The organism is Bradyrhizobium sp. UBA2491, assembly GCF_002341725.1.
In the GTDB taxonomy this organism is placed as follows: Bacteria; Pseudomonadota; Alphaproteobacteria; order Rhizobiales; family Xanthobacteraceae; genus Bradyrhizobium.
On the sequence record NZ_DDOP01000094.1, the window covers coordinates 12,959 to 33,351 of the forward strand.

Consider the following 20,393-nt stretch of genomic DNA (forward strand, 5'->3'; position numbering starts at 1 on the left):
AATGCCCTTACACCGGGCGGTCGCGTCCTTGCGGCAATGACAGCCCTTCCCGGAAGCATCACTACGGCGGCAAAAGTATAAGGGAACTTGCCAGAAGGTCCGGACAATTAAGGGATTGGTGGGGATGGTGAACGGCGAGTTATCGGCGCCGTTACATCTCCGCAGAATCCCGGAGATCGCGCCTGCTCAACGCGCACGACATCGATCGCAGCGCGCGGTCATACCCGCGTCCGTCGTGGTTAAGTATCGTCTAACGCGGGCGACGCGGAGCGCTCAGGACGCGGCGTTCAACGCTGCAAATCCGCGATCGAGATCGGCCTTGAGGTCGTCGAGGCTCTCGAGCCCGATATGCAGCCGCAATGTCGGGCCGCCCGGCGACCATTTGGTCGCGGTGCGATAGTCGCTACAGTCGAACGGGATGGCGAGGCTTTCGAAGCCGCCCCAGGAAAAGCCCATGCCGAACAGCTTCAGCGTGTTGAGCATCGTATCGACCGCACTCTGCGGCACCGGCTTCAGCACGATGCTGAACAGGCCCGAGGCACCGCTGAAGTCGCGTTTCCAGATCGCATGTCCCGGATCGGTCTCGAGGGCAGGGTGCAGCACCCGATCGACCTCGGGCCGCGCCGCCAGCCAGCGCGCCATGTCGAGCCCGGAGCGGTGGTGCTGGGCAAGCCGCACCGACAGCGTACGGAGCCCGCGCAGTGCGAGATAGACGTCATCGGGACCGGCACAGATGCCGAGCAACCCGATCGCTTCCTGGATCATCGGCCAGGTCTTGGCGTTCGCCGCGATGGTGCCGAACATGATGTCGGAGTGGCCGCCGATATATTTGGTGCCGGCCTGCATGCTGACGTCGACGCCCTGATCGAGTGACCGGCGATAGAGCGCCGTCGCCCAGGTGTTGTCGTCGATCACCAGCGCGCCGCGGGCATGCGCCACGGCCGATATCGCGCGCACGTCGGGCATCTCGAAGGATTGCGAGCCGGGCGCCTCGACCAGCACCGCGCGGGTGTTCGGCCTGAACAGCGGCTCGATGCCGGCGCCGATCAGCGGATCGAAATAGCTGGTCTCGATGCCGTATCGCGTCAGGATCTTCTCGCAGACATTGCGGGTCGGCCGATAGGCGTTGTCGCACACCAGCAGGTGGTCGCCGGCCTTCAGCACCGCGAGCAGCGTGGTGCTGATCGCGGCCAGTCCCGATGGGGTGAGGCCGACGCCGGCGCATTGCGGGCCCTCCAGCGCCATCAGCGCGTCTTGCAGCGCCCGGGTGGTCGGGCTGCCGTGGCGGCCATAGGTAAATTCGGCGCGATGGGCGTGGAGATCCTCGGCGGTCGGATAGAGCACGGTCGAGCCGTGAAACACCGGCGGATTGACAAAGCCCCGCTGGGCCTTGGTGTCGCGGCCGGCCGTGACCAGGCGGGTCGCGGCCTGGAGCGGATGGGAGGGGGTGGAGCCGTTGGACGAGGTCATGGATCGCTGCCGTTGGACTTTAGACTTTTTGCCGCAGCCGCAACACGCCGGAAGGACGGGTCGCGCCGGGACCTGTTACTAACAGGAGGCGGAAGACATGCGTCAACCCCTTGACCCGGCTCGTCAGTCGCTATGTGATGCGGCGCAACTACCAGTCGCCGCACGTTGAGGGGCCTGCCGCGACCTGAGATCCGTTGCCTGACCGATTTGCACGTCAAACTGCCGGCCAGATCAGCATCTTTTGCTGCAACGGATCATTGGGATGGCCTATGGACGCGAGGCGATCACAAAGCAAACGTCCAACGGACGACCCTGAAAGGCCTGCCCCATGAAACGCGTATCCCTGGCTGTCATCCTTGCCGCCGCCGCCGCCCTGTCGGTCCAGGCGGCCTCGGCGCAAACCCTCAAGACGGTCAAGGATCGGGGCCAGTTGTCCTGCGGCGTCAGCCAGGGGCTGCCCGGATTTTCGGCACCCGACGACAAGGGGAACTGGACCGGGATCGACGTCGACGTGTGCCGGGCCATCGCCGCCGTGGTGCTCGACGACCCGACCAAGGTCAAGTTCGTGCCGCTGTCGGCCAAGGATCGCTTTACCGCGCTGCAGTCGGGCGAGATCGATGTGCTGTCGCGCAATACCACCTGGACGGTGTCGCGCGACACCTCGCTCGGCGCCAACTTCACCGGCGTGACCTATTACGACGGGCAGGGCTTCATGGTGAAGAAGTCGCTCAAGGTCAATTCGGCGCTCGAACTGAACAGCGCGTCGGTCTGCGTGCAGACCGGAACCACCACCGAGCAGAACCTCGCCGACTTCTTCAAGGGCAACAACATGAAGTATGAGGTGATCGCGTTCGGCAGCATCGACGAAGCGGTCAAGGCCTATGAATCCGGACGCTGCGACGTCTTCACCGACGACGCCTCCGGGCTCTATGCCAGCCGGCTGAAGCTTGCCAACCCCGCCGATCACATCGTGCTCCCGGAAATCATTTCCAAGGAGCCGCTGGGGCCGATGGTGCGTCACGGCGACGATCAGTGGTTCGACATCGTGAAGTGGACGCTGTTTGCGATGATCAACGCCGAGGAGCTCGGCATTACCCAGAAGAACGTCGACACGATGCTCAAATCCGACAAGCCGGAGATGAAGCGGGTGCTCGGCACCGACGGCAATCTGGGTGAACAGCTCGGCCTCACCAAGGACTGGGTGGTGCGGATCGTGAAGGCGGTCGGCAATTACGGCGAAAGCTTCGAGCGCAATGTCGGCACCGGCTCGCCGCTCGGTATCGCGCGCGGCGTCAACAATCTCTGGAACAAGGGCGGTATCCAGTACGCGCCGCCGATCCGCTGATCGATCCAGCCGACGGCTGCGGCGATGAGTATCGCGCCCCGCAAACCACCGCTGCAACTTGCCCTCAGGCTGAAGCGCGCGCTTGGCGGCAAGGCCGGCTGGAACGGGGTGGCCGCCCAGATTGCCTTCGCCGCGATCCTGGCCTGGATCGCCTACGAGATCGTGGCGAACGCGCGCACCAACCTGGAGACCCAGCACATTGCATCGGGCTTCGGCTTCCTCAAATACAACGCAGGCTTTGACGTCAATCAGAGCCTGATCGCCTACAACAACTCCGACACCTACTGGCGCGTGTTCTTCGTCGGTCTGTTGAACACGATCCTGGTCTCGGTGATCGGCATTGTCTTCGCCACGGTGATCGGCTTCATCGTGGCGCTGTGCCGGTTGTCGCCCAATTCCTTGTTGTCGCGGATCGGCGGCATCTATGTCGAGATCGTCAGGAATTTGCCGCTCCTGTTCCAGATTCTGTTCTGGTATCTCGCCGTGCTTGCGGCACTGCCGGCGCCGCGGCAGAGCATCTCGATCTTCAGCACATTCTTCCTCAACAATCGCGGCCTGATCGTGCCGCAGCCGGTCAGCGAGCCGGGGCTGTATCCGTTCCTGGCCGCGCTCGCGATCGGCATTGCCGCAGCGCTGGGCTTGCGACACGCCGCGCGGCGTGCCCTGTTCCGGCGCGGCCAGATGATCCGGATCTGGCCCTATGTGCTGGGTTGCCTCGTCGGCCTGCCGTTGATCTCGATGCTGATCTTTGGCTGGCCGCTCACGTTCGAACTGCCGCAACTGAAGGGATTCAACTTCGCCGGCGGCGCGCGGATCATCCCCGAATTCGTTGCGTTGACGGTCGCGTTGTCGACCTACACGGGGGCATTCATCGCCGAGATCGTTCGCGCCGGCGTCATGTCGGTGCACAAGGGACAGATGGAGGCGGGCGCGTCGCTCGGCCTGAGCCGCGCTGCGACGCTGCGGCTGATCGTGGTGCCGCAGGCGATGCGGGTCATCGTGCCGCCGCTGACCAGCCAGTACCTCAATCTCACCAAGAACTCGTCGCTGGCGGTGGCCATCGGCTATCCCGATCTGGTCTCGGTGTTCGCCGGCACCGCGATCAGCCAGACCGGGCAGGCGATCGAGATCATCGCCATGACGATGGGCGTCTACCTGCTGCTCTCGCTGACGACCAGCGCGCTGATGAGCGCCTATGGCTGGCGCATCAACCGGAGCATGACGGCATGACCGATATCTCCGCCTCGTTTGTCCGGCAGGACCTGGTCGCCGAGCGCGCGGCGCCGGCGAAGAGCACCGGCTTCATCGGCTTCCTGCGAACGCGGCTGTTGAATTCGCCGGGCAATATTCTGCTCACGATCATCGGGCTCTTGCTGGCTGGGTACATCGTGATCCCGGCGGTCAAATTCCTGCTGGTTGACGCGGTGTGGACCGGCAAGGATCGTACCGCGTGCCTGGCCGAACAGGCCGGGCACCAGGTCGGCGCCTGCTGGCCCTATATTCAGGCCAAGTTGACGCAATTGATCTATGGCTTCTACCCGGAAGCCCAGCGCTGGCGCGTCAACCTGACCTATGGGCTCGGTGCCGCGCTGTTGCTGCCGCTGCTGCTGCCGCGCCTGCCGGCGAAGGGCCTCAATTCGGGCCTGTTCTTCTTCGCGTTCCCGGTGGTGGCGTTCTTCCTGTTGCATGGCGGCGGCATAGCGGGCTTCGGCGTGAGCTGGACCGCAGGCCTGTTGCAACTGTTTGAGCAAAGCATCGGCGGCGCCGGCGACCTGCTGGTCAATCTCAGCAAGAATTCGCCGATCGCGCCGCTGCTGTGGGTCATCGGCAAGCTGCTCGTCCTGGTCGGGTTGCTGATCCATTGGCTGATCTTTCCGCTGACCTGGCTGCGCGATCAGTTACAGCTCTCGTCACTGCCGGTCTGGGGCGATTTCCTTCTCACCACCGTGATCGTCACCGCCGTGCTGTTTGTGCTCGGAGGCGGTGTGCGGACCGGCCGCAGGGCGCTGGTCGGCAGCGTGCTGACGTTTGCCGGAATGGCAATCGGCATCAAGCTGATGGGGCTCGATCGCGGCGGTTTTCCGATCGTCGACACGCGGCTGTGGGGCGGCCTCCTGGTGACGCTGGTGATCGCGATCACCGGCATCGTCGCCTCGATGCCGATCGGGATCGCGCTCGCGCTCGGCCGCCGCTCGACCATCCCGCTGATCCGGATCTTCTCGATCGCCTTCATCGAGTTCTGGCGCGGCGTGCCGTTGATCACGGTGCTGTTCTTCGCGACCTACATGCTGCCGCTGTTCGTGCCGGGCAATTTCGCCGTCGACGGCCTGTTGCGCGCCCTGATCGGCGTGGCGATCTTTACCGGCGCCTATATGGCCGAGGTGATCAGGGGCGGGCTCGCCGCGGTGGCGCGCGGGCAGGCGGAGGCCGCGTCGGCGCTCGGCCTGTCCTGGTGGAAGACGACGTCGCTGATCGTGCTGCCGCAGGCGCTGCGCTATGTCATTCCCGGCATCGTCAACAGCTTCATCTCGCTGTTCAAGGATACCTCGCTGGTGTCGATCGTGGCGTTGTTCGACCTGTTGGGTTCGCTGCGGGCGTCGTTCTCGGACCCGAACTGGTCGACGCCGACCACGGCCTTCACCGGCTTCGCTTTTGCCGGAATGATCTACTTCGTGTTCTGCTTTGGAATGTCGCGCTACTCGCTGTTCGTCGAAAACCGGCTCAACGCTCATCGCCGCCACTGAACAAGGTCACCATGTCCACAGCCCCGATCGTCAACATTTCCACGCTCAACAAATGGTACGGCGACTTCCACGTGTTGCGCGACATCAATCTTGAGGTCGGCAAGGGCGAGCGGATCGTGATCTGCGGCCCGTCCGGCTCGGGCAAGTCGACGCTGATCCGCTGCATCAACGCGCTGGAGGAATTCCAGGAGGGCGAGATCGTGGTCGACGGCATCGAGCTTGGCCCGAACCTGCGCCGCGTCGACGAGGTTCGCCGCGAGGTCGGCATGGTGTTCCAGAGCTTCAACCTGTTCCCGCATCTCACGGTGCTCGACAATTGCACGCTGGCGCCGATCTGGGTGCGCAACATCCCGAAGAAGGATGCCGAGGCAACTGCGATGAAGTTCCTGGAGCGGGTCAAGATCCCGCACCAGGCCAACAAGTTTCCCGGCCAGATGTCGGGCGGTCAGCAGCAGCGCGTCGCGATCGCCCGCGCACTGACCATGAACCCGAAAGTGATGCTGTTCGACGAGCCGACCTCGGCGCTCGACCCGGAAATGGTCAAGGAGGTGCTCGACACCATGGTCGACCTCGCCAAGGAAGGCATGACCATGCTGGTCGTGACCCATGAAATGGGCTTTGCCCGCGAGGTCGCCAACCGCGTCGTGTTCATGGATGCCGGCCAGATCATTGAATCGAACACGCCGCAGGAATTCTTCGCCAACCCGCAGCACGCGCGGACGAAGCTGTTCCTGAGCCAGATTTTGAGGTGAGCGAATAGGAAGTGGCGGATGGCGAATAGGGATTCTTCTATTCGCTACTCACCATTCGCCATTCGCCCTTTCATTCGAATGGCAGCTCGATCTTGCTGCGCTTTTCGAGCCATTCCGGTACCGGCAGGTTCTTCGAGCGCATGAACTCAGGATTGAACAGCTTCGACAGATAGCGGCTGCCGGAATCGGCCAGGATCGTGACGATGGTCTTGCCGGGACCGAGCTGCTTGGCGAGCTGGATTGCGCCCGCGATGTTGACGCCGGTCGAGCCGCCGAGGCACAGGCCCTCGTGCTGGACCAGATCGTAGATCACCGACACCGCGTCCTCGTCGGAGATCAGGAACGCCGTGTCGACCTTCGCGGTCTCGACCACCGGCGTGACGCGGCCGAGGCCGATGCCTTCGGTGATCGAGTTGCCCGGGGTCATCTTGGGTTCGCCGTTCCGGAACAGTTCGTACATCGCAAAGCCATGCGGGTCGGCGCAGGCGTTCACGATGTTCGGGTTCTTCTCTTTCAGATAACGGCTGGTGCCGGCCAGCGTGCCGCCGGTGCCGACCGAGCAGATGAAGCCGTCGATCTTGCCGCCGGTCTGCTCCCAGATCTCGGGCCCGGTCGACTCGTAATGCGCCTTGGCGTTGTCGAGGTTGTTCCACTGGTCGGCGAACAGCACGCCGTTCGGCTCGGTCTTGCGCAGCCGGTCGGCCAGCCGCCTGCCGAGATGCTGGTAGTTGTTCGGATTGGAGAACGGCAGAGCCGGCGCCTCCACCAGCTCGGCGCCGCACAGCCGCAGGAAGTCCTTCTTCTCCTGGCTCTGGGTCTCGGGGATCACGATGATGGTGCGATAGCCGCGGGCGCTCGCCACGACCGCAAGTCCTATTCCGGTATTGCCCGCGGTCGACTCGACCACCAGGCCACCCGGCTTCAGCGCGCCGCGCTTCTCGGCCTCCAGGATCATCCATTTGCCGGCGCGATCCTTCACCGACTGGCCCGGATTCATGAATTCGGCCTTGCCGAGAATGGTGCAGCCGGTCAGTTCGGATGCGCGCTTCAGTTTGATCAGCGGCGTGTTGCCGATCGCTTGGATGACGTCTTTGTTGAATGCCATGTCGGGGGTAATCTTTTGCCGGTCCGTGTTTTGCCCTGGCCGGAAACTAGTGTGCCGATGGCAAAAGGGGAAGCCTTTTGCAGTGCGGCGAATTTCGTGCGGCGAGCTGTGCCCGGTTGGTGACCGCGCCCCCGTCGAATGATCGTCTAGGGAATGCCGGTGATCCGGCCGAATCTTGCTGCAAATCGTCACGCCGCGCTGGATTCGCGGTGTGGATTCAATTCAGGATGATCGTTCGATCTTGTACAGCCCCACATTGAGGGCGCCGATTTCAAAGCCCAGCCTGCAATAGGCCAAATAGTACTCCCACATTCGCTTGAACCTGAGATCGAAGCCGAGGGCTTCGATCGACGGCCAGGCGTCGAGGAAACGGTCGTGCCAATCGGCCAGCGTGCGTGCATAGCTGTCGGCGAAGAACTCGGTCGAAGCCAGCCGCAATCCGGAATTGTCCACCAGCCGCCTGATGATGCCGACGGTCGGCAGCATCCCGCCGGGAAAGATATGGCGCTGGATGAATTCCGGCCGCCTGCGATAGTTGTCGAAGCGACGCTCGTCGATGGTAATGACCTGCAACACCGCGATGCCGCCGACATTGAGCCGCTCGCGTAGCTTGTCGAAGAACAGCGGCCAATAGGCTTCGCCGACCGCTTCCAACATCTCGATCGAGACGACCCGGTCGTAGCTGCCTTCGGTGTCCCGATAATCCTCGATCCGCAGATCGGATCTGTCGGCAAGCCGGTGCGCGGCCAGTTGCTCGCGCGCGTAGCCGAGCTGCTCGGTCGACAGGGTCAATCCGGTGACGTGACAGCGGTGGCCTTCGATCAGGTGTCGTGCGAGCGCGCCCCAGCCGCAACCGATCTCGAGGACCCTCTCGCCGCCGTCGAGATCGAGCAGCTCGGTGATCCGATCGAGCTTGGTCTGCTGGGCCTGGGCGAGTGTCTGGCGTGGCGAGGCGTAGATTCCGGATGAATAGGTCATGCTCGGATCGAGCCAGAGCCGGTAGAAATCGTTGCCGAGATCGTAATGGGCGCGGATGTTGCGACGGCTGCCGCGCCTGGTGTTGCGATTGAGCAGGGCGTGCCGAAGCCAGGTGAGGGGCTGCGGCGGCTTCAGCCGCTCGAACGAAGCTTCGTGGGGCGAGCGCGGCGCCGCCGCGTTCAGGAACGCGTGCATGTTGGGCGTCGACCATTCGCCGGCAAGATAGCCTTCGGCAAAGCCCAGATCGCCGTGGGCAAGCAGCCGTAGCAGGCACTTCCAGCTGTGAATCCTGATATGGACCGGTTCTCCGCCACGCGAGCCGGAGATCGCAACACCGCGTCCACCGGGCAATTGCACGAGGATCTCTCCGCAATCGATCCGACGGAGCATCCGCCGCAGCAGCACGCCAATCGTCGCGCGCAGCACTGGCGGCCATTCGATGGGCATCCAGCCCGGCGCGGCGTGCTGATGATTAGTGCGCATGCAAATTCGTCCGTTGCTCGGGTGATCCGACCGCGATCGTGATCCCGTTCGCGGATGGCTTCGGGCGTTCGCGAATGCGGATGCCCTTCAGCCAAAGTCTGGCCGCCTCCCAATGGATCGCGAGGATGACCTTGGCCGTCACCAGCGGAATCCCGAGGAAGCTGCGCAACAGGCTCCGGTCGCTCAATGCCTGCCGTGAGGCGGCAAGGCACGCGCTGAGCATCGTGTCGCCACCCTCGCTCGCATTGATGCCGAGCGCGAAATGCCGGTGCGGTCGGGTCAGGCGGAAATGATAGGCCTGATTCATGGACATGAACGGCGAAACGTAGAAGGTCTTGTTGCAGTCGTGCCGGATGCTCACCGCGCCGTTGTCGACCGCGGCGACATAGGCGTGGCGTTCGCCGAACGTGTTGTGAACCTGATAGACGATGGCCGCGAGTTGGCCCGAGTCCCGGTAACAGAAATAGAGGCTGAGGGGATTGAAGCTGTAGCCGAGTGTCCGCGGCATGCAGAACAATCGGATCGGTCCGCCGGCCAGATCGATCCCGGCTTGCCCGAGCGATCGTTCGATCTGGGCACGAAGTGGCGTTGCGCTGCCGTCACCATGATCGCTGTCGTACAGCGCAAACAGGTTGAACCGGTTGTGCGAGAACAGGCGCAGCCGCGAGACGAGCGCCGGAAGCTCGTCGAGATCGAGCAGCAGCCAGAACGCGCGGTAGCGAAAGCGGTGCATTGTCGGTCGCAGCCGCCGGTGCATCACGCTGCCGCGATAGAGGCAGGAGCGCTGCATCATGATTGCAGCTCCGGCTCAGGCAAGGATCTGGCGTTCGCGCCGAGCACGATGCGTCCGGATTCGTTCGGCACGGTCCACGGCCTGCGTACGCCGCCAAGCTGCTCGGCCACCGCCAGCCCCGATTGCAACCCGTCTTCGTGGAAGCCGGCGCCGAAATGCGCGCCGCAGAACCAGACATTGCCGTCGCCTTGCAGCGACCACAGCCGACGTTGCGCGGCGATCGCGGCCGCATCGAAGATCGGGTGCTCGTAGACCTCGGTCTGATGCAACGTGTCCGCGCGCGGTGGACGGGCGGGATTGAGCGTGACGAACAGCGGCAAATGCTTGGGGATACCCTGCAGCCGGTTCATCCAATAGGTCACGCCGACCGGCGCGCCTTGATGGTCGCGCGAGCCGACATAATTCCAGCTCGACCAGGCCAGGCGACGCCGCGGCATGAACGCTGGATCGGAGTGGAGGACGGCCAGGTTGCGGCTATAGCGGAACGCACCGAGCAGTCTGGTTTCGCCGGGCGTGGGGGCACCGATCACCGACAGCGCCTCGTTCGCGTGCGTTGCCAGGACGACGTGATCGTATGGTCGCGTTTCGCCGCGAATGTCGGTCACCGTCACGCCGCGTGCCGACCGTCGTATCTCGACCACGCCGCAGCCGAGCCTGATCCGGTCTGCGAACGGCTGGACCAGCCGTTGCACATAGGAGCGGCTGCCGCCGGTCACGGTTTCCCACGGTGGCCGCCGGGCCAGCTGGAGCAGGCCGTGATTGTGGTGGAAGCGAATGAACGTCGCCGCGGGAAAGGCGAGAATTTCATCGGGAGGCGCCGACCAGATGGCGCTCGCCATCGGCAGCAGATGATCGTCGCGGAAGGCTGCACCGTAGCCGCCTTGCGCAAGATATGCGCCGAGGCTGATCGTCTCGTCAGCGAGCAGCGCAGCATCGCGTGTCGCGCGATCGTAGAACCGGACGAGGTCGCGCAGCATCGACCAGAAGCGCGGACGCAGCAGGTTTCCGGGCTGGGCCAAGAGCCCCGAAAGACCGGTCCCGGAATATTCCAGATCGCTCTCGTCAAGGGAAACCGAGAGCGACATCTCCGATGCCTGCGTAGGAACCTGGAGATGTCGGAAAAGGGCGGCAAGGTTGGGGTAGGTTTTCCGGTTGAACACGATGAAGCCGGTGTCCACGGCGACGCGCTCGCCGCCAAGCAATGCGGTCACGGTGTTGGAATGCCCGCCGATCCGATCGGATTTCTCGTAGACGGTCACATCGTGCCGCCGGCCAAGCAGCCAGGCAGCAGACAGGCCGGAGATGCCGGTTCCGACCACGGCGATGTTCAATCTGTCGTCGGTCCTCAACGACTATCCCTCTCTGATCCGATCCGTGCGCCGGTCCACGGCGCGGACGGCGTCATGGATGGAAACGACTGGTCTTGAAGGTTGGATCACCCGCGGTGATCCAACCGCGAATGAATAGCGTTCCTGTTGCATGGCAGCTGCCGCACGACATATCTCCGGGGGTATCGCTCTGGCCAGGCCGGGCGCGATCCGGTACTGCGGTCGCAGGGCCGTTAACGACAGGGAGTGCCCGCGCGGCATGTTGAGTGAAACTCCCGACAATGAGACGTCGGACGCCGCCCGGTGGGCCCGGCTGATCGAAGCCGTTGCGGTTCGCGGAGATCGCGAGGCTTTCGCGGCGCTGTTTCGATATTTTGCACCGCGCATCAAGACGCTCATGCAGCGCTCCGGTGCGAGTGAGCAGCTTGCCGATGAGCTGGCGCAGGAGGCGTTGGTCCTGGTGTGGTCGAAGGCCGGTCTGTTCGATCCCGGCAGCAGCGGTGCCGCAGCCTGGATTTTCACGATAGCGCGAAACCTGCGCATCGATGCGCTCCGTCGCCAGAAACGAACTCCAACCAGCGATACGTCCGAAGCGGAGCTTGAGTTTCAGCACGATGAGGGGCCGTTGCCCGACGCCGGGGTCGTGGCATCTCAAATCGAGGCGCGTGTCCGCGATGCACTGTCGGCGTTGCCGGACGAGCAGATGCGGGTGATCGAGCTCTCGTTCTTTCACGAAACGGCCCACGCGGAGATCGCGAAGGTGCTGGATATCCCGCTCGGCACCGTCAAATCGCGCCTGCGGCTGGCGATGGCCCGGCTGCGCAGCCTACTGGATGATTTCTCATGACCGTCCATCATCATCCCCCGGACGAGCTGCTGGCGGCGTTTGCCGCAGGGACGCTCGATCTTGGCCAGCACATTGCGGTTGCCACCCATTTGGTCGGCTGTGCCAGCTGCCGCGCAGCGGTACGGGCGATGGAGCATGTTGGCGGCGCCGTGCTGGCTGCACTGCCGCCGGCCGCGATGTCGGACGGGTCGTTCGAGGCGTTGGAGCGCAGGCTGAACGAGAGCCGGGAGACTTCCGTTGCTGCGCGGCGCAGGGGGCAGGCGTTCCACGACGTACCAGGCTTGCCGGGCTTTCTGGACAGCTATCCCGACAGTTCTTGGCGATGGATTGCGCCGAAGGTGCATTTGCGGCCGATCCGGCTGCCCGAACCGAGCGAGACGCGCGTGTTTCTGCTGAGGTCCAGCCCCGGGACCAGGATGATCGAGCACACGCATACCGGCTTCGAGATGACCTGCGTGCTGTCAGGAAGCTTCGTTCACGCCGGCGGCCGTTTCGGGCCTGGAGATTTCGATTTCGGCGACGGCGCGGTGGATCACGATATCAGGATCGACTCGACGGACGACTGCATCTGCTTGGTCGCAATGCAGGGAGATCTGAAGCTCAACGGAGTGATCGGCCGCTTGTTGCAACCGTTGATCCGCATGTGACGGCTGCGCCCGAAAGGTTGCTCCATGAGCCCGCACCCGCTGATCATCCAATTCATCGTCATGGCGCTGGCGTTGTCCGCGGTCATGGCGACCGCCTGGTCCATTCAGCGACGGACCGGGGCCACCGGGTGGATCGATGTTTGCTGGACATTCGGCACCGGCCTGGTTGCTTGTCTGGCCAGCCTTGTCCCGGTCCCGGATGGCGGGGCGGTCAGCTTACGGCAGGTTATGGTTGCGCTGCTGGTCGCGATCTGGTCGTTCCGGCTCGGCGGTCATCTGTTGCTGCGAACCTGGCAAGCCGGCGACGATCCGCGCTACCGCGACCTGATCGATCAATGGGGTGCTACGGCCGACAGGCGGATGTTTCTGCAATTGCAGGCGCAGGCAGCCGTTGGATTGATCCTGGCGGTTTCGGCAGCGGTGGCCGCGCACAATCCGCGCCCCGGGCTTGGCTTCGTGGATCTGCTCGGTGCGCTGTTGCTGCTGACTGCCCTGATCGGTGAAGCGTTGTCCGACTGGGAGCTGCGCAGATTCCGGTCGGATCCCGCCAATCGAGATCGGGTCTGCGAGGCCGGGTTCTGGAAGTGGTCGCGTCATCCGAACTATTTCTTCGAATGGCTGTGCTGGCTGGCTTACCCGCTGATCGCGATCGACGCCTCGTATCCGGCAGGCTGGGTCACGTTGCTGGCGCCGATCTGCATGTACTGGGTGCTAGTCCATGTGTCCGGCGTCCCGCCGCTCGAACAGCACATGCTGCGCTCGCGCGGCCAGCTCTTTCGCGAGGTGCAGGCGAGGACCCGGCCGTTCTTTCCATTTCCAAGGCTGAAATCAGGCCACTAGCCTTGCCGTCACGAGGTACGCCGCCGTCGCGGATATCGCACCAAGCAGCGTTCCCCAACCGACATCGAACAGCGTGAGCTGAACGGTCCAGTTCCGCAATGTCGCCTGGTTGGTCAAATCATAGGTCATGTAGCTGAAGAAGCCGAGCAGTGCGCCGTAGAGCGCCGCCGAGCCCAGGCTTGCCGACTTGAGCGCAGGGAGCACGGCAAACACCACGAGCCCGAGCGGGTAGATCAGATAGAAGACGATTGCCGGAGGCAGGTTGACCTCGGCCGAGAGGATGTCTCCGAGTGTCGGACGATACAGTCGGCTTGCCATCGTTCCAAGCCAGGCCATGTCGCAGGCCACGAAGACGATCAATGTCGACAGGTAGGCGTACAGATACGTCATGTCGGGTCCCGAAGGTTGAACGCCGTTAGCGGCCGCAACAGGCAACTCTCCTTGGAAGTAACGACGGATCGCGGCGTCTGGATCATCCCGGCATCGGGTGGGCGCCAGAAGTTGCGGATTCGGCGCAACAGCGCGGAGAAATCCCCATGAAATCTTCGTAAGATGAGTGACTTCCGGCACGGGGCCGAAACGCACGGAAATCGCTTAAAAATAGGGAAAAGTCGGCTTTCGGGCTGGCAGCGAATCACTTCGGGTGCGACGTCGCGCAGTCGTGAGAGGGCTGTCCGCCCCATCGTCCCGAGGGTAGGGTGAGACAGGCAGGTTCTATTGAAAGCATCACCCGTGAACGTCACCCAGGCTATCGCTGAACGCGACATTCGTGCGCCGCGGCCGGAGTCTGGCTTCGACGGAGAACGGGTGTGACCCAGCGCGCATCCGTGACGGTGCCTGGGGCCCGGTTCGGCCTCACCGGCCGCGCGCGACGGCTCGCAGGGCGGTCGATGATAGCCCTTGGCCTGATCGCGGGCTGCACTGGCTGTATCCTGACCCAGGACATCCCCGATCCTGCGCTCGACGTGCCGCAGGGCTACAAGGCCGCGCGGCTCGAGCAGCCGGGTGACGCGCTTCCGACGCTCGACTGGTGGCGCGGCTTCCGTTCCAAGGAGCTGACGCAGCTGATGGAGGAGGCGCAGACCGTCAATCTCGACATTGCGGCCGCGGTGGCGCGGTTTCGCCAGGCCGATGCGCTGGCGCGCCAGGCCGGCGCGGCGCTGTTGCCGAGCGTCAACCTCAACGGATCGGAAAACTATTCACGCACGTCGGGGTCGAGCGCCAGCGGCCTCTCGATCGGCGGCCGCGAGGTGGTCAACTACAGTGCGTCGCTGAGCGCCAGCTATCAGCTCGATTTCTGGGGCCAGAACCGCGATGCCTTGCAGGCGGCGGAGGAGACCTCGGTTGCCAACCGGTTCGACCGCGAAGTGGTGGCGCTGACCACGCTGGTGAGCGTCGCCAACGCTTATTTCACGGTGCTGGCGTCGCAGGACCGGCTGCGCACTGCGCAGCGCAACATCGCCAGCGCCGAGCGCATCCTCAACGCGATCCGGGACCGCTTCAAGGCCGGCACCGGCTCCGATCTTGACGTCGCGCAGCAGGAGAGCGTGCTCGCCAATCAGCGCGCGCTGGTACCGCCGCTGCGGCAGACGCTCGACCAGAATGTCAACGCGCTCGCGGTGCTGGTGTCGCGGCCGCCCGAAAGCGTGCGCATCGCCGGCGGCTCGCTCAATTCGGTTGCCATCCCGCGCGTCACGCCGGGACTGCCGTCCGAATTGCTGACCCAGCGCCCCGACATCCGCCGGCAGGAGGCGCAGCTCGCTTCCGCCACGGCCAATGTCGGCAGCGCGCGGGCGCAATTCTTCCCGAGCATCCAGCTGACCGGGCAGGGCGGCTACCAGAGCCAGGCCCTGGTCTCGCTATTCCAGCCGCACGCGGCCTTTTTCAGCCTGGTCGGCGGCCTGACCCAGCCGATCTTCGACGGCGGCCGGATCCTCGGCAATTTCGAATACAATCAGGCCAAGCAGGACGAACTGCTGCAAACCTATCGCAAGACGGTCGTCCAGTCGTTCACCGATGTCGACAACGCGCTGGTCGCGATCCGCGAGACCACGCGGAAGCTGCAATTGCAGCGTGACGTGCTGTCGTCGTCGCGACGCGCCTTCGATCTCGCCGAGCAGCAGCTCAAGGCCGGCACCGCCGACATCGTAACCGTGCTAAACACGCAGCTGACCCTGTTCCAGGCGGAAGATGCGTATTCCCAGGCCCAGCTCGCCCGGATATTGGCGGTCGTGACCCTGTATCAGGCCCTGGGCGGCGGCTGGGAACCGAAGGTGGAAAGACCGGTCAATGCTCTTTAAGCCCGATGCAAAGGACGACGGGACAAACGCCGCGCCGCGCAAGCGGAGCCTGCTCTCGCGCCTGCTCGGGCGCATGGTGTCGCTGATCGTGACGCTCGTGATCCTGGGCGGGCTCGGCTATCTCGGCTGGCTCGCTTTCCAGCCCAAGCAGGGCGGTGGCGGCGGCCGCGGCGCAGGCGCGCGGCCTGATCTGCCGGTGCCGGTGCTGGCGGCGACACCGCACGTCGCTGATGTGCCGGTCTATCTCGACGGCGTCGGTTCGGTGAAGGCGCTGAACACGGTCACCGTGCGCTCGCAGGTCGACGGCAAGCTGCTCAAGGTGAATTTCGTCGAGGGCCAGGACGTCAAGAAGGACGACGTGCTGGGCGAGATCGACCCCGTGATCTATCAGGCGCAATACGACCAGGCCGTCGCCAAGAAGGCCCAGGACGTCGCCCTGCTCACCAACCAGAAGCTCGACCTCGCCCGCTACGAGCAGCTCGCCGCCAGCAATGCCGGCTCCAAGCAGCAGGCCGACACGCAGCGCGCGCTGGTCGCGCAGCAGGAGGCGCTGATCAAGGCCGACCAGGCCGCGATCGACAATGCCGCCGCGACGCTCGGCTACACCAAGATCGTCGCGCCGATTGCCGGGCGCGCCGGCCTGCGCCAGGTCGACCAGGGCAATATCATCCACGCCTCCGACACCACCGGGCTCGTGATCCTGACCCAGCTGCAACCGATCGCGGTGTGGTTCAGCCTGCCGCAGCAGCAGATCATGCGGGTGAACGCGGCGGCGGCGAAGGGGGCGCTTGCGGTCGATGTGTTCGGCAATGACGGTGTCACCGTGATCGACACCGGCAAGCTGACCGGCATCGACAACCAGGTCGACCCGACCACCGGCACGCTGAAGCTGAAGGCCGAATTCCCCAATGCCGGCTACCAGCTGTGGCCAGGCCAGTTCGTCAATGTCCGCCTCAAGGTCGAGACCCTGCCGCGCGCCATCGTGGTGCCGACCTCGGCGGTGCAGCGCGGTCCCGCCGGCACGTTCAGCTACGTGATCGGCGAGGGTAACGTCGTCACCGCCAAGCCGGTCACGGTGACGCAGCAGAACGAGCACGAGGCCGTCATTGCGAGCGGCCTGACCACGTCGGACCGCGTCGTGACGACCGGCTTTGCCAACCTCGCCGACGGCTCGAAGGTCGTGGTCGGCACGGACGACGGTGCACCGACTGCCGATCTGGCGCCGCGCAAGCGCAGCCGCAATCCGGACGGCAAGCGCGGCGGCCAAGGGGCAGGGCAAGCGACGGGGCAAGGAGCGGCGTCGGGCGAAGCTCAGGGCAAGGACGGCAAGAGGGACTGGCAGGGCAAGAACGGCGAGCATCGCGGCCGGCACGAGCACGGCGATGGCGATCAGAAGGGGCAGACCGGACCGGCGCCGGCGACGGGGGGCGAACAGTCGGGCGGCGGCGCGCCGAAGGCGCAGCCATGACCGGCATCCCGACCTCGTAATGTCCGACCTTACAGCGAGCACGCAGCCATGAGCGTCTCCGAACCGTTCATCCGCCGGCCGATCGCCACCTCGCTGCTCGGCATCGCGCTGATGATCGGCGGCGCGCTCGGCTATTGGGCGCTGCCGGTGTCGGCGCTGCCGCAGGTCGATTTCCCGACCGTGCAGGTGACGACCCAATTGCCCGGCGCCAGCCCCGACGTGGTGGCCTCGCTGATCACCGCGCCGCTGGAGCGGCAGCTCGGGCAAATCCCGTCGCTGTCGTCGATGAACTCGACGAGTTCGTTCGGCGTCAGCCAGATCTCGCTGCAATTCGACCTCAACCGCGACATCGACGGCGCCACCCAAGACGTCCAGGCGGCGATCAACGCCGCAGCCGGCATCCTGCCGAAGACGCTGCCCTATCCACCGGTCTACGCCAAGGTGAACCCGGCGGACGCGCCGGTCATGACCCTGGCGCTGACCTCGGACACGATCTCGCTGCGGGCGATGAGCGATCTCGCCGACACCATCCTCGGGCAACGGCTGAGCCAGATTTCCGGCGTCGGCCGGGTCTCGATCCTCGGCGGATTGAAGCCGGCGGTGCGCGTGCAGGCCGATCTGGCCCGGCTTGCGGCCTACGGCATCGCGATGGAGGATTTGCGCAACGCGATCGCCGGGGCCAACGTGTCGGGCCCGAAAGGATCGCTCGACGGCGCCCAGCAGTCCTACACCATCGCCGCCAACGACCAGATCGCGGCCGCCGACGCCTACCGGCCGATCATCATCGCCTATCGCAACGGCTCACCGGTCACGATTGGCGATGTCGCGCAGATCGTCGACGGGCTGGAGAACGATCGCACCGGCGGCTGGTATCAGGGCACGCCGGCCGTCATCATCGACATCCAGCGTCAGCCCGGCGCCAATGTCATCGACGTCGTCAAGCAGATCCGGGCCGAGATCCCGCGGTTGCAACGCGCGGTGCCGGCCGGCGTCAAGCTGACCGTCGTCTCCGACCGCACCGTGACGATCCGCGCCTCGGTCCGCGATGTGCAGTTCACGCTGATCCTGAGCGTCGTGCTGGTGACGCTGGTGGTGCTGCTGTTCCTGCGGTCGCTGCGCGCGACGCTGATCGCCGGCGTCGCGCTGCCGCTGTCGCTGATCACGAGCTTCGGCATCATGTATTTCGCCGGCTTCAGCCTCGACAATCTGTCGCTGATGGCGCTGACCATCGGAACCGGCTTCGTGGTCGACGACGCCATCGTGATGATCGAGAACATCGTCCGCCATATGGAAGAGGGCGAGACGGTGATGGAGGCTTCGCTGAAGGGCGCCAGCGAAATCGGCTTCACCGTGATCTCGCTGACGGTGTCGCTGATCGCGGTGTTCATCCCGCTGCTGTTCATGTCCGGCCTGGTCGGCCGCATGTTCCGCGAATTCGCACTGACCCTGACCATCGCGGTCGTGACCTCGGCGATCGTCTCGCTGACGTTGACGCCGATGATGTGCTCGCGGCTGCTCAAGAACATCCACGAGGAGATGGCGGTGCCGGGCCTGGCCGCGGTCAGCCGCTTCATCGACCGGATGGTGGCTTTCTACCATCGCACGCTGCTCTGGGTGTTGCAGCGGCAGCGCGCGACACTGCTGGTGACGTTTGCGACCATCGCGCTGACGCTGATCATGTATGTGCTGGCGCCGAAGGGCTTCCTGCCGTTGCAGGACACCTCGTCGATCACGGCGGTGACCGAGGCCGGTCCCGACGTCTCGTTCGCCGAGATGCAACGGCGGCAAGCCGCGGTGTCCGACATCATCAAGGCCGATCCCGACGTGGTCGGCGTGGTTTCGGTGATCGGCTCGGGCTCGGTCAATCCGACCACCAATGTCGGCCGCCTGGTGCTGACACTGAAGCCGCTCGACGAGCGGCGCGACGGCGTCGTCAAGGTGATCGAGCGCCTCAAGCAGAAGATCGCGACTGTGCCCGGCATGACCGTCTACTTCCAGCCGGTGCAGGACGTGCAGATCTCGACCCAGTCGAGCCGTTCGCAATACCAGTACACGCTGACCGCGACCGACGCCGCCGAAGTCACCCAATGGGCGCAAAAGCTGGTCGCCGAGATGCGGCGCGATCCGATCTTCCGCGACGTCTCCTCGGAGGCGCAGGAAGGCGGCTTGCGCGCGGCGCTCGACATCAACCGGCAGCGCGCGGGACAACTCGGCGTCAATCTGCAGGGTGTCACCGACACCCTGAACGACGCCTTCGCGCAGCGCCAGATATCGACGATCTACGGCCAGGCCAACCAGTATCGCGTCGTGCTCGAGGCGCTGCCGATGTACCAGCGCGACCCGTCGGTCCTCGACAAGCTGTATCTGCCCGGCGCCAACGGCGCGCAGGTGCCACTGTCGGCGGTCGCAACCCTGGTCCGCACCACCGCGCCGCTCGCGATCTCGCACCAGGCCCAATTCCCGTCGGTCTCGCTCAGCTTCAACCTGGCGCCGGGCGAGGCGCTCGGCGACGCGGTCGAGGCGGTGAAGGCGATCGAGACACGGATCGGGATGCCCGGCAGCATTGTCGGCATCTATTCCGGCGACGCCGCCGAGTTCGCGCGCTCGCTGGCCGGCCAGCCCTGGCTGATCCTGGCCGCGATCATCACGATCTACATCGTGCTCGGCGTGCTCTATGAGAGCTACATCCATCCGATCACGATCCTGTCGACGTTGCCCTCGGCCGGTGTCGGCGCCATCCTGGCGCTGATGTTGTGCGGGCAGGACCTCTCGGTGATCGGCCTGATCGGCATCATCCTGTTGATGGGTATCGTCAAGAAGAACGCGATCATGATGATCGACTTCGCGCTCGAGGCCGAACGGCATCAGGGCATGTCGTCCTATGACGCGATCGTGCAGGCCTGCCTGCTGCGTTTCCGCCCGATCATGATGACGACGCTGGCGGCGCTGTTCGGCGCGCTGCCGCTTGCGATCGAAAGCGGGACGGGCGCCGAGCTGCGCTTCCCGCTCGGCATCTCGATCATCGGTGGCCTCCTGCTGAGCCAGTTGCTGACGCTTTACACCACGCCCGTGATCTATCTGGCACTCGACCGGCTCAATCGCCGGATCGAGCGGGCAGTGCCGGAGCCGGGTCCCGGCGGCCCGCCGGTCGCAGGCGCCACCGAGGGCATGCAGTGATCTCGATCTCGGAGCCGTTCATCCGCAGGCCGGTGGGCACCACCTTGCTTGCGATCGGGCTGTTCCTGGTCGGCATCGTGGCTTACGGATTCCTGCCGGTGTCGTCGGTCCCCAAT

Annotated in this window: 16 protein-coding genes; 10 read left to right on the plus strand and 6 right to left on the minus strand. The window is 64.8% G+C overall.

Annotated elements, in window-relative coordinates; all coding sequences use genetic code 11:
- Window positions 1–273 precede the first annotated feature (273 nt).
- Window positions 274–1,470: a cystathionine beta-lyase gene (gene metC / locus B2W55_RS31850; RefSeq protein ID WP_024583610.1), complete on the minus strand. Its 1,197-nt coding sequence runs from the start codon at window positions 1,468–1,470 to the stop codon at window positions 274–276.
- 328 nt (window positions 1,471–1,798) lie between these two features.
- Here metC and B2W55_RS31855 point away from each other — a divergent pair, with 328 nt between their 5' ends.
- Genes B2W55_RS31855 through B2W55_RS31870 form a run of 4 tightly spaced genes read left to right on the plus strand, consistent with a single transcriptional unit; the run spans window position 1,799 to window position 6,311 of the window.
- Window positions 1,799–2,815, plus strand: coding sequence for an amino acid ABC transporter substrate-binding protein (locus tag B2W55_RS31855; RefSeq protein WP_024583611.1), 1,017 nt, complete (start codon window positions 1,799–1,801; stop codon window positions 2,813–2,815).
- Window positions 2,816–2,839: 24 nt separating this feature from the next.
- The gene (locus B2W55_RS31860) at window positions 2,840–4,045 is read left to right on the plus strand and encodes an amino acid ABC transporter permease (protein WP_024583612.1); all 1,206 of its coding nucleotides are present in this window, start codon (window positions 2,840–2,842) and stop codon (window positions 4,043–4,045) included.
- Window positions 4,042–5,559, plus strand: coding sequence for an amino acid ABC transporter permease (locus B2W55_RS31865; protein ID WP_024583613.1), 1,518 nt, complete (start codon window positions 4,042–4,044; stop codon window positions 5,557–5,559). The genes B2W55_RS31860 and B2W55_RS31865 overlap by 4 nt, the downstream gene beginning before the upstream one ends.
- Before the next feature lie 11 nt (window positions 5,560–5,570).
- On the plus strand, window positions 5,571–6,311 hold the full coding sequence (locus B2W55_RS31870; RefSeq protein ID WP_024583614.1) for an amino acid ABC transporter ATP-binding protein: 741 nt from the start codon (window positions 5,571–5,573) through the stop codon (window positions 6,309–6,311).
- Window positions 6,312–6,381: 70 nt separating this feature from the next.
- Here the strand turns inward: B2W55_RS31870 and B2W55_RS31875 are convergent, their stop codons facing one another.
- From B2W55_RS31875 to B2W55_RS31890, 4 genes are all read right to left on the minus strand, one after another.
- Window positions 6,382–7,416 carry a cysteine synthase A gene (locus tag B2W55_RS31875; RefSeq protein ID WP_024583615.1) on the minus strand — a complete coding sequence of 345 codons (1,035 nt, stop codon included), beginning with the start codon at window positions 7,414–7,416 and terminating at the stop codon, window positions 6,382–6,384.
- Window positions 7,417–7,638: 222 nt separating this feature from the next.
- Complete coding sequence (locus B2W55_RS31880; protein ID WP_024583616.1) at window positions 7,639–8,877, minus strand: SAM-dependent methyltransferase; 1,239 nt, start codon at window positions 8,875–8,877, stop codon at window positions 7,639–7,641.
- Entirely contained in the window at window positions 8,867–9,670 is an 804-nt protein-coding gene (locus tag B2W55_RS31885; protein WP_024583617.1) for a DUF1365 domain-containing protein, read from the minus strand. The genes B2W55_RS31880 and B2W55_RS31885 overlap by 11 nt, the downstream gene beginning before the upstream one ends.
- A complete protein-coding gene (locus B2W55_RS31890; protein WP_024583618.1) occupies window positions 9,667–11,019 on the minus strand; it encodes an NAD(P)/FAD-dependent oxidoreductase in 1,353 nt (450 codons plus the stop codon). The genes B2W55_RS31885 and B2W55_RS31890 overlap by 4 nt, the downstream gene beginning before the upstream one ends.
- A gap of 238 nt (window positions 11,020–11,257) precedes the next feature.
- On the opposite strand from B2W55_RS31890, the gene B2W55_RS31895 reads away from it, so the two are divergent.
- From B2W55_RS31895 to B2W55_RS31905, 3 genes are read left to right on the plus strand one after another with little or no spacing between them, the layout of a single operon-like run.
- A complete protein-coding gene (locus B2W55_RS31895) occupies window positions 11,258–11,845 on the plus strand; it encodes a sigma-70 family RNA polymerase sigma factor (protein ID WP_024583619.1) in 588 nt (195 codons plus the stop codon).
- Window positions 11,842–12,492, plus strand: a complete 651-nt coding sequence (locus tag B2W55_RS31900) for a ChrR family anti-sigma-E factor (RefSeq protein WP_024583620.1) — start codon at window positions 11,842–11,844, stop codon at window positions 12,490–12,492. Before B2W55_RS31895 ends, B2W55_RS31900 begins: the two co-directional genes overlap by 4 nt.
- Before the next feature lie 60 nt (window positions 12,493–12,552).
- Window positions 12,553–13,332, plus strand: a complete 780-nt coding sequence (locus B2W55_RS31905) for a DUF1295 domain-containing protein (protein ID WP_291532732.1) — start codon at window positions 12,553–12,555, stop codon at window positions 13,330–13,332.
- On the opposite strand, the gene B2W55_RS31910 is transcribed toward B2W55_RS31905, so the two are convergent.
- Window positions 13,321–13,722, minus strand: a complete 402-nt coding sequence (locus B2W55_RS31910; protein ID WP_024583622.1) for a DUF2177 family protein — start codon at window positions 13,720–13,722, stop codon at window positions 13,321–13,323. The genes B2W55_RS31905 and B2W55_RS31910 overlap by 12 nt on opposite strands.
- Before the next feature lie 500 nt (window positions 13,723–14,222).
- Between B2W55_RS31910 and B2W55_RS31915 the strand changes: the two genes are divergently transcribed.
- Genes B2W55_RS31915 through B2W55_RS31925 form a run of 3 tightly spaced genes read left to right on the plus strand, consistent with a single transcriptional unit; the run spans window position 14,223 to window position 20,277 of the window.
- Window positions 14,223–15,632, plus strand: coding sequence for an efflux transporter outer membrane subunit (locus B2W55_RS31915; RefSeq protein WP_244442295.1), 1,410 nt, complete (start codon window positions 14,223–14,225; stop codon window positions 15,630–15,632).
- Window positions 15,622–17,100, plus strand: coding sequence for an efflux RND transporter periplasmic adaptor subunit (locus B2W55_RS31920; RefSeq protein ID WP_024583624.1), 1,479 nt, complete (start codon window positions 15,622–15,624; stop codon window positions 17,098–17,100). Before B2W55_RS31915 ends, B2W55_RS31920 begins: the two co-directional genes overlap by 11 nt.
- A 48-nt stretch (window positions 17,101–17,148) precedes the next feature.
- Window positions 17,149–20,277, plus strand: a complete 3,129-nt coding sequence (locus B2W55_RS31925; RefSeq protein ID WP_024583625.1) for an efflux RND transporter permease subunit — start codon at window positions 17,149–17,151, stop codon at window positions 20,275–20,277.
- The last annotated feature ends 116 nt before the right edge of the window (window positions 20,278–20,393 follow it).

What these genes read in the sequence shown, in the direction of transcription:
- metC (WP_024583610.1), bottom strand. Translation starts at nt 1,470, where the DNA reads ATGACCTCGTCCAACGGCTCCACCCCCTCCCATCCGCTCCAGGCCGCG.
- B2W55_RS31855 (WP_024583611.1), top strand. Translation starts at nt 1,799, where the DNA reads ATGAAACGCGTATCCCTGGCTGTCATCCTTGCCGCCGCCGCCGCCCTG.
- B2W55_RS31860 (WP_024583612.1), top strand. Translation starts at nt 2,840, where the DNA reads ATGAGTATCGCGCCCCGCAAACCACCGCTGCAACTTGCCCTCAGGCTG.
- B2W55_RS31865 (WP_024583613.1), top strand. Translation starts at nt 4,042, where the DNA reads ATGACCGATATCTCCGCCTCGTTTGTCCGGCAGGACCTGGTCGCCGAG.
- B2W55_RS31870 (WP_024583614.1), top strand. Translation starts at nt 5,571, where the DNA reads ATGTCCACAGCCCCGATCGTCAACATTTCCACGCTCAACAAATGGTAC.
- B2W55_RS31875 (WP_024583615.1), bottom strand. Translation starts at nt 7,416, where the DNA reads ATGGCATTCAACAAAGACGTCATCCAAGCGATCGGCAACACGCCGCTG.
- B2W55_RS31880 (WP_024583616.1), bottom strand. Translation starts at nt 8,877, where the DNA reads ATGCGCACTAATCATCAGCACGCCGCGCCGGGCTGGATGCCCATCGAA.
- B2W55_RS31885 (WP_024583617.1), bottom strand. Translation starts at nt 9,670, where the DNA reads ATGATGCAGCGCTCCTGCCTCTATCGCGGCAGCGTGATGCACCGGCGG.
- B2W55_RS31895 (WP_024583619.1), top strand. Translation starts at nt 11,258, where the DNA reads ATGTTGAGTGAAACTCCCGACAATGAGACGTCGGACGCCGCCCGGTGG.
- B2W55_RS31900 (WP_024583620.1), top strand. Translation starts at nt 11,842, where the DNA reads ATGACCGTCCATCATCATCCCCCGGACGAGCTGCTGGCGGCGTTTGCC.
- B2W55_RS31905 (WP_291532732.1), top strand. Translation starts at nt 12,553, where the DNA reads ATGGCGCTGGCGTTGTCCGCGGTCATGGCGACCGCCTGGTCCATTCAG.
- B2W55_RS31910 (WP_024583622.1), bottom strand. Translation starts at nt 13,722, where the DNA reads ATGACGTATCTGTACGCCTACCTGTCGACATTGATCGTCTTCGTGGCC.
- B2W55_RS31915 (WP_244442295.1), top strand. Translation starts at nt 14,223, where the DNA reads ATGATAGCCCTTGGCCTGATCGCGGGCTGCACTGGCTGTATCCTGACC.
- B2W55_RS31920 (WP_024583624.1), top strand. Translation starts at nt 15,622, where the DNA reads ATGCTCTTTAAGCCCGATGCAAAGGACGACGGGACAAACGCCGCGCCG.
- B2W55_RS31925 (WP_024583625.1), top strand. Translation starts at nt 17,149, where the DNA reads ATGAGCGTCTCCGAACCGTTCATCCGCCGGCCGATCGCCACCTCGCTG.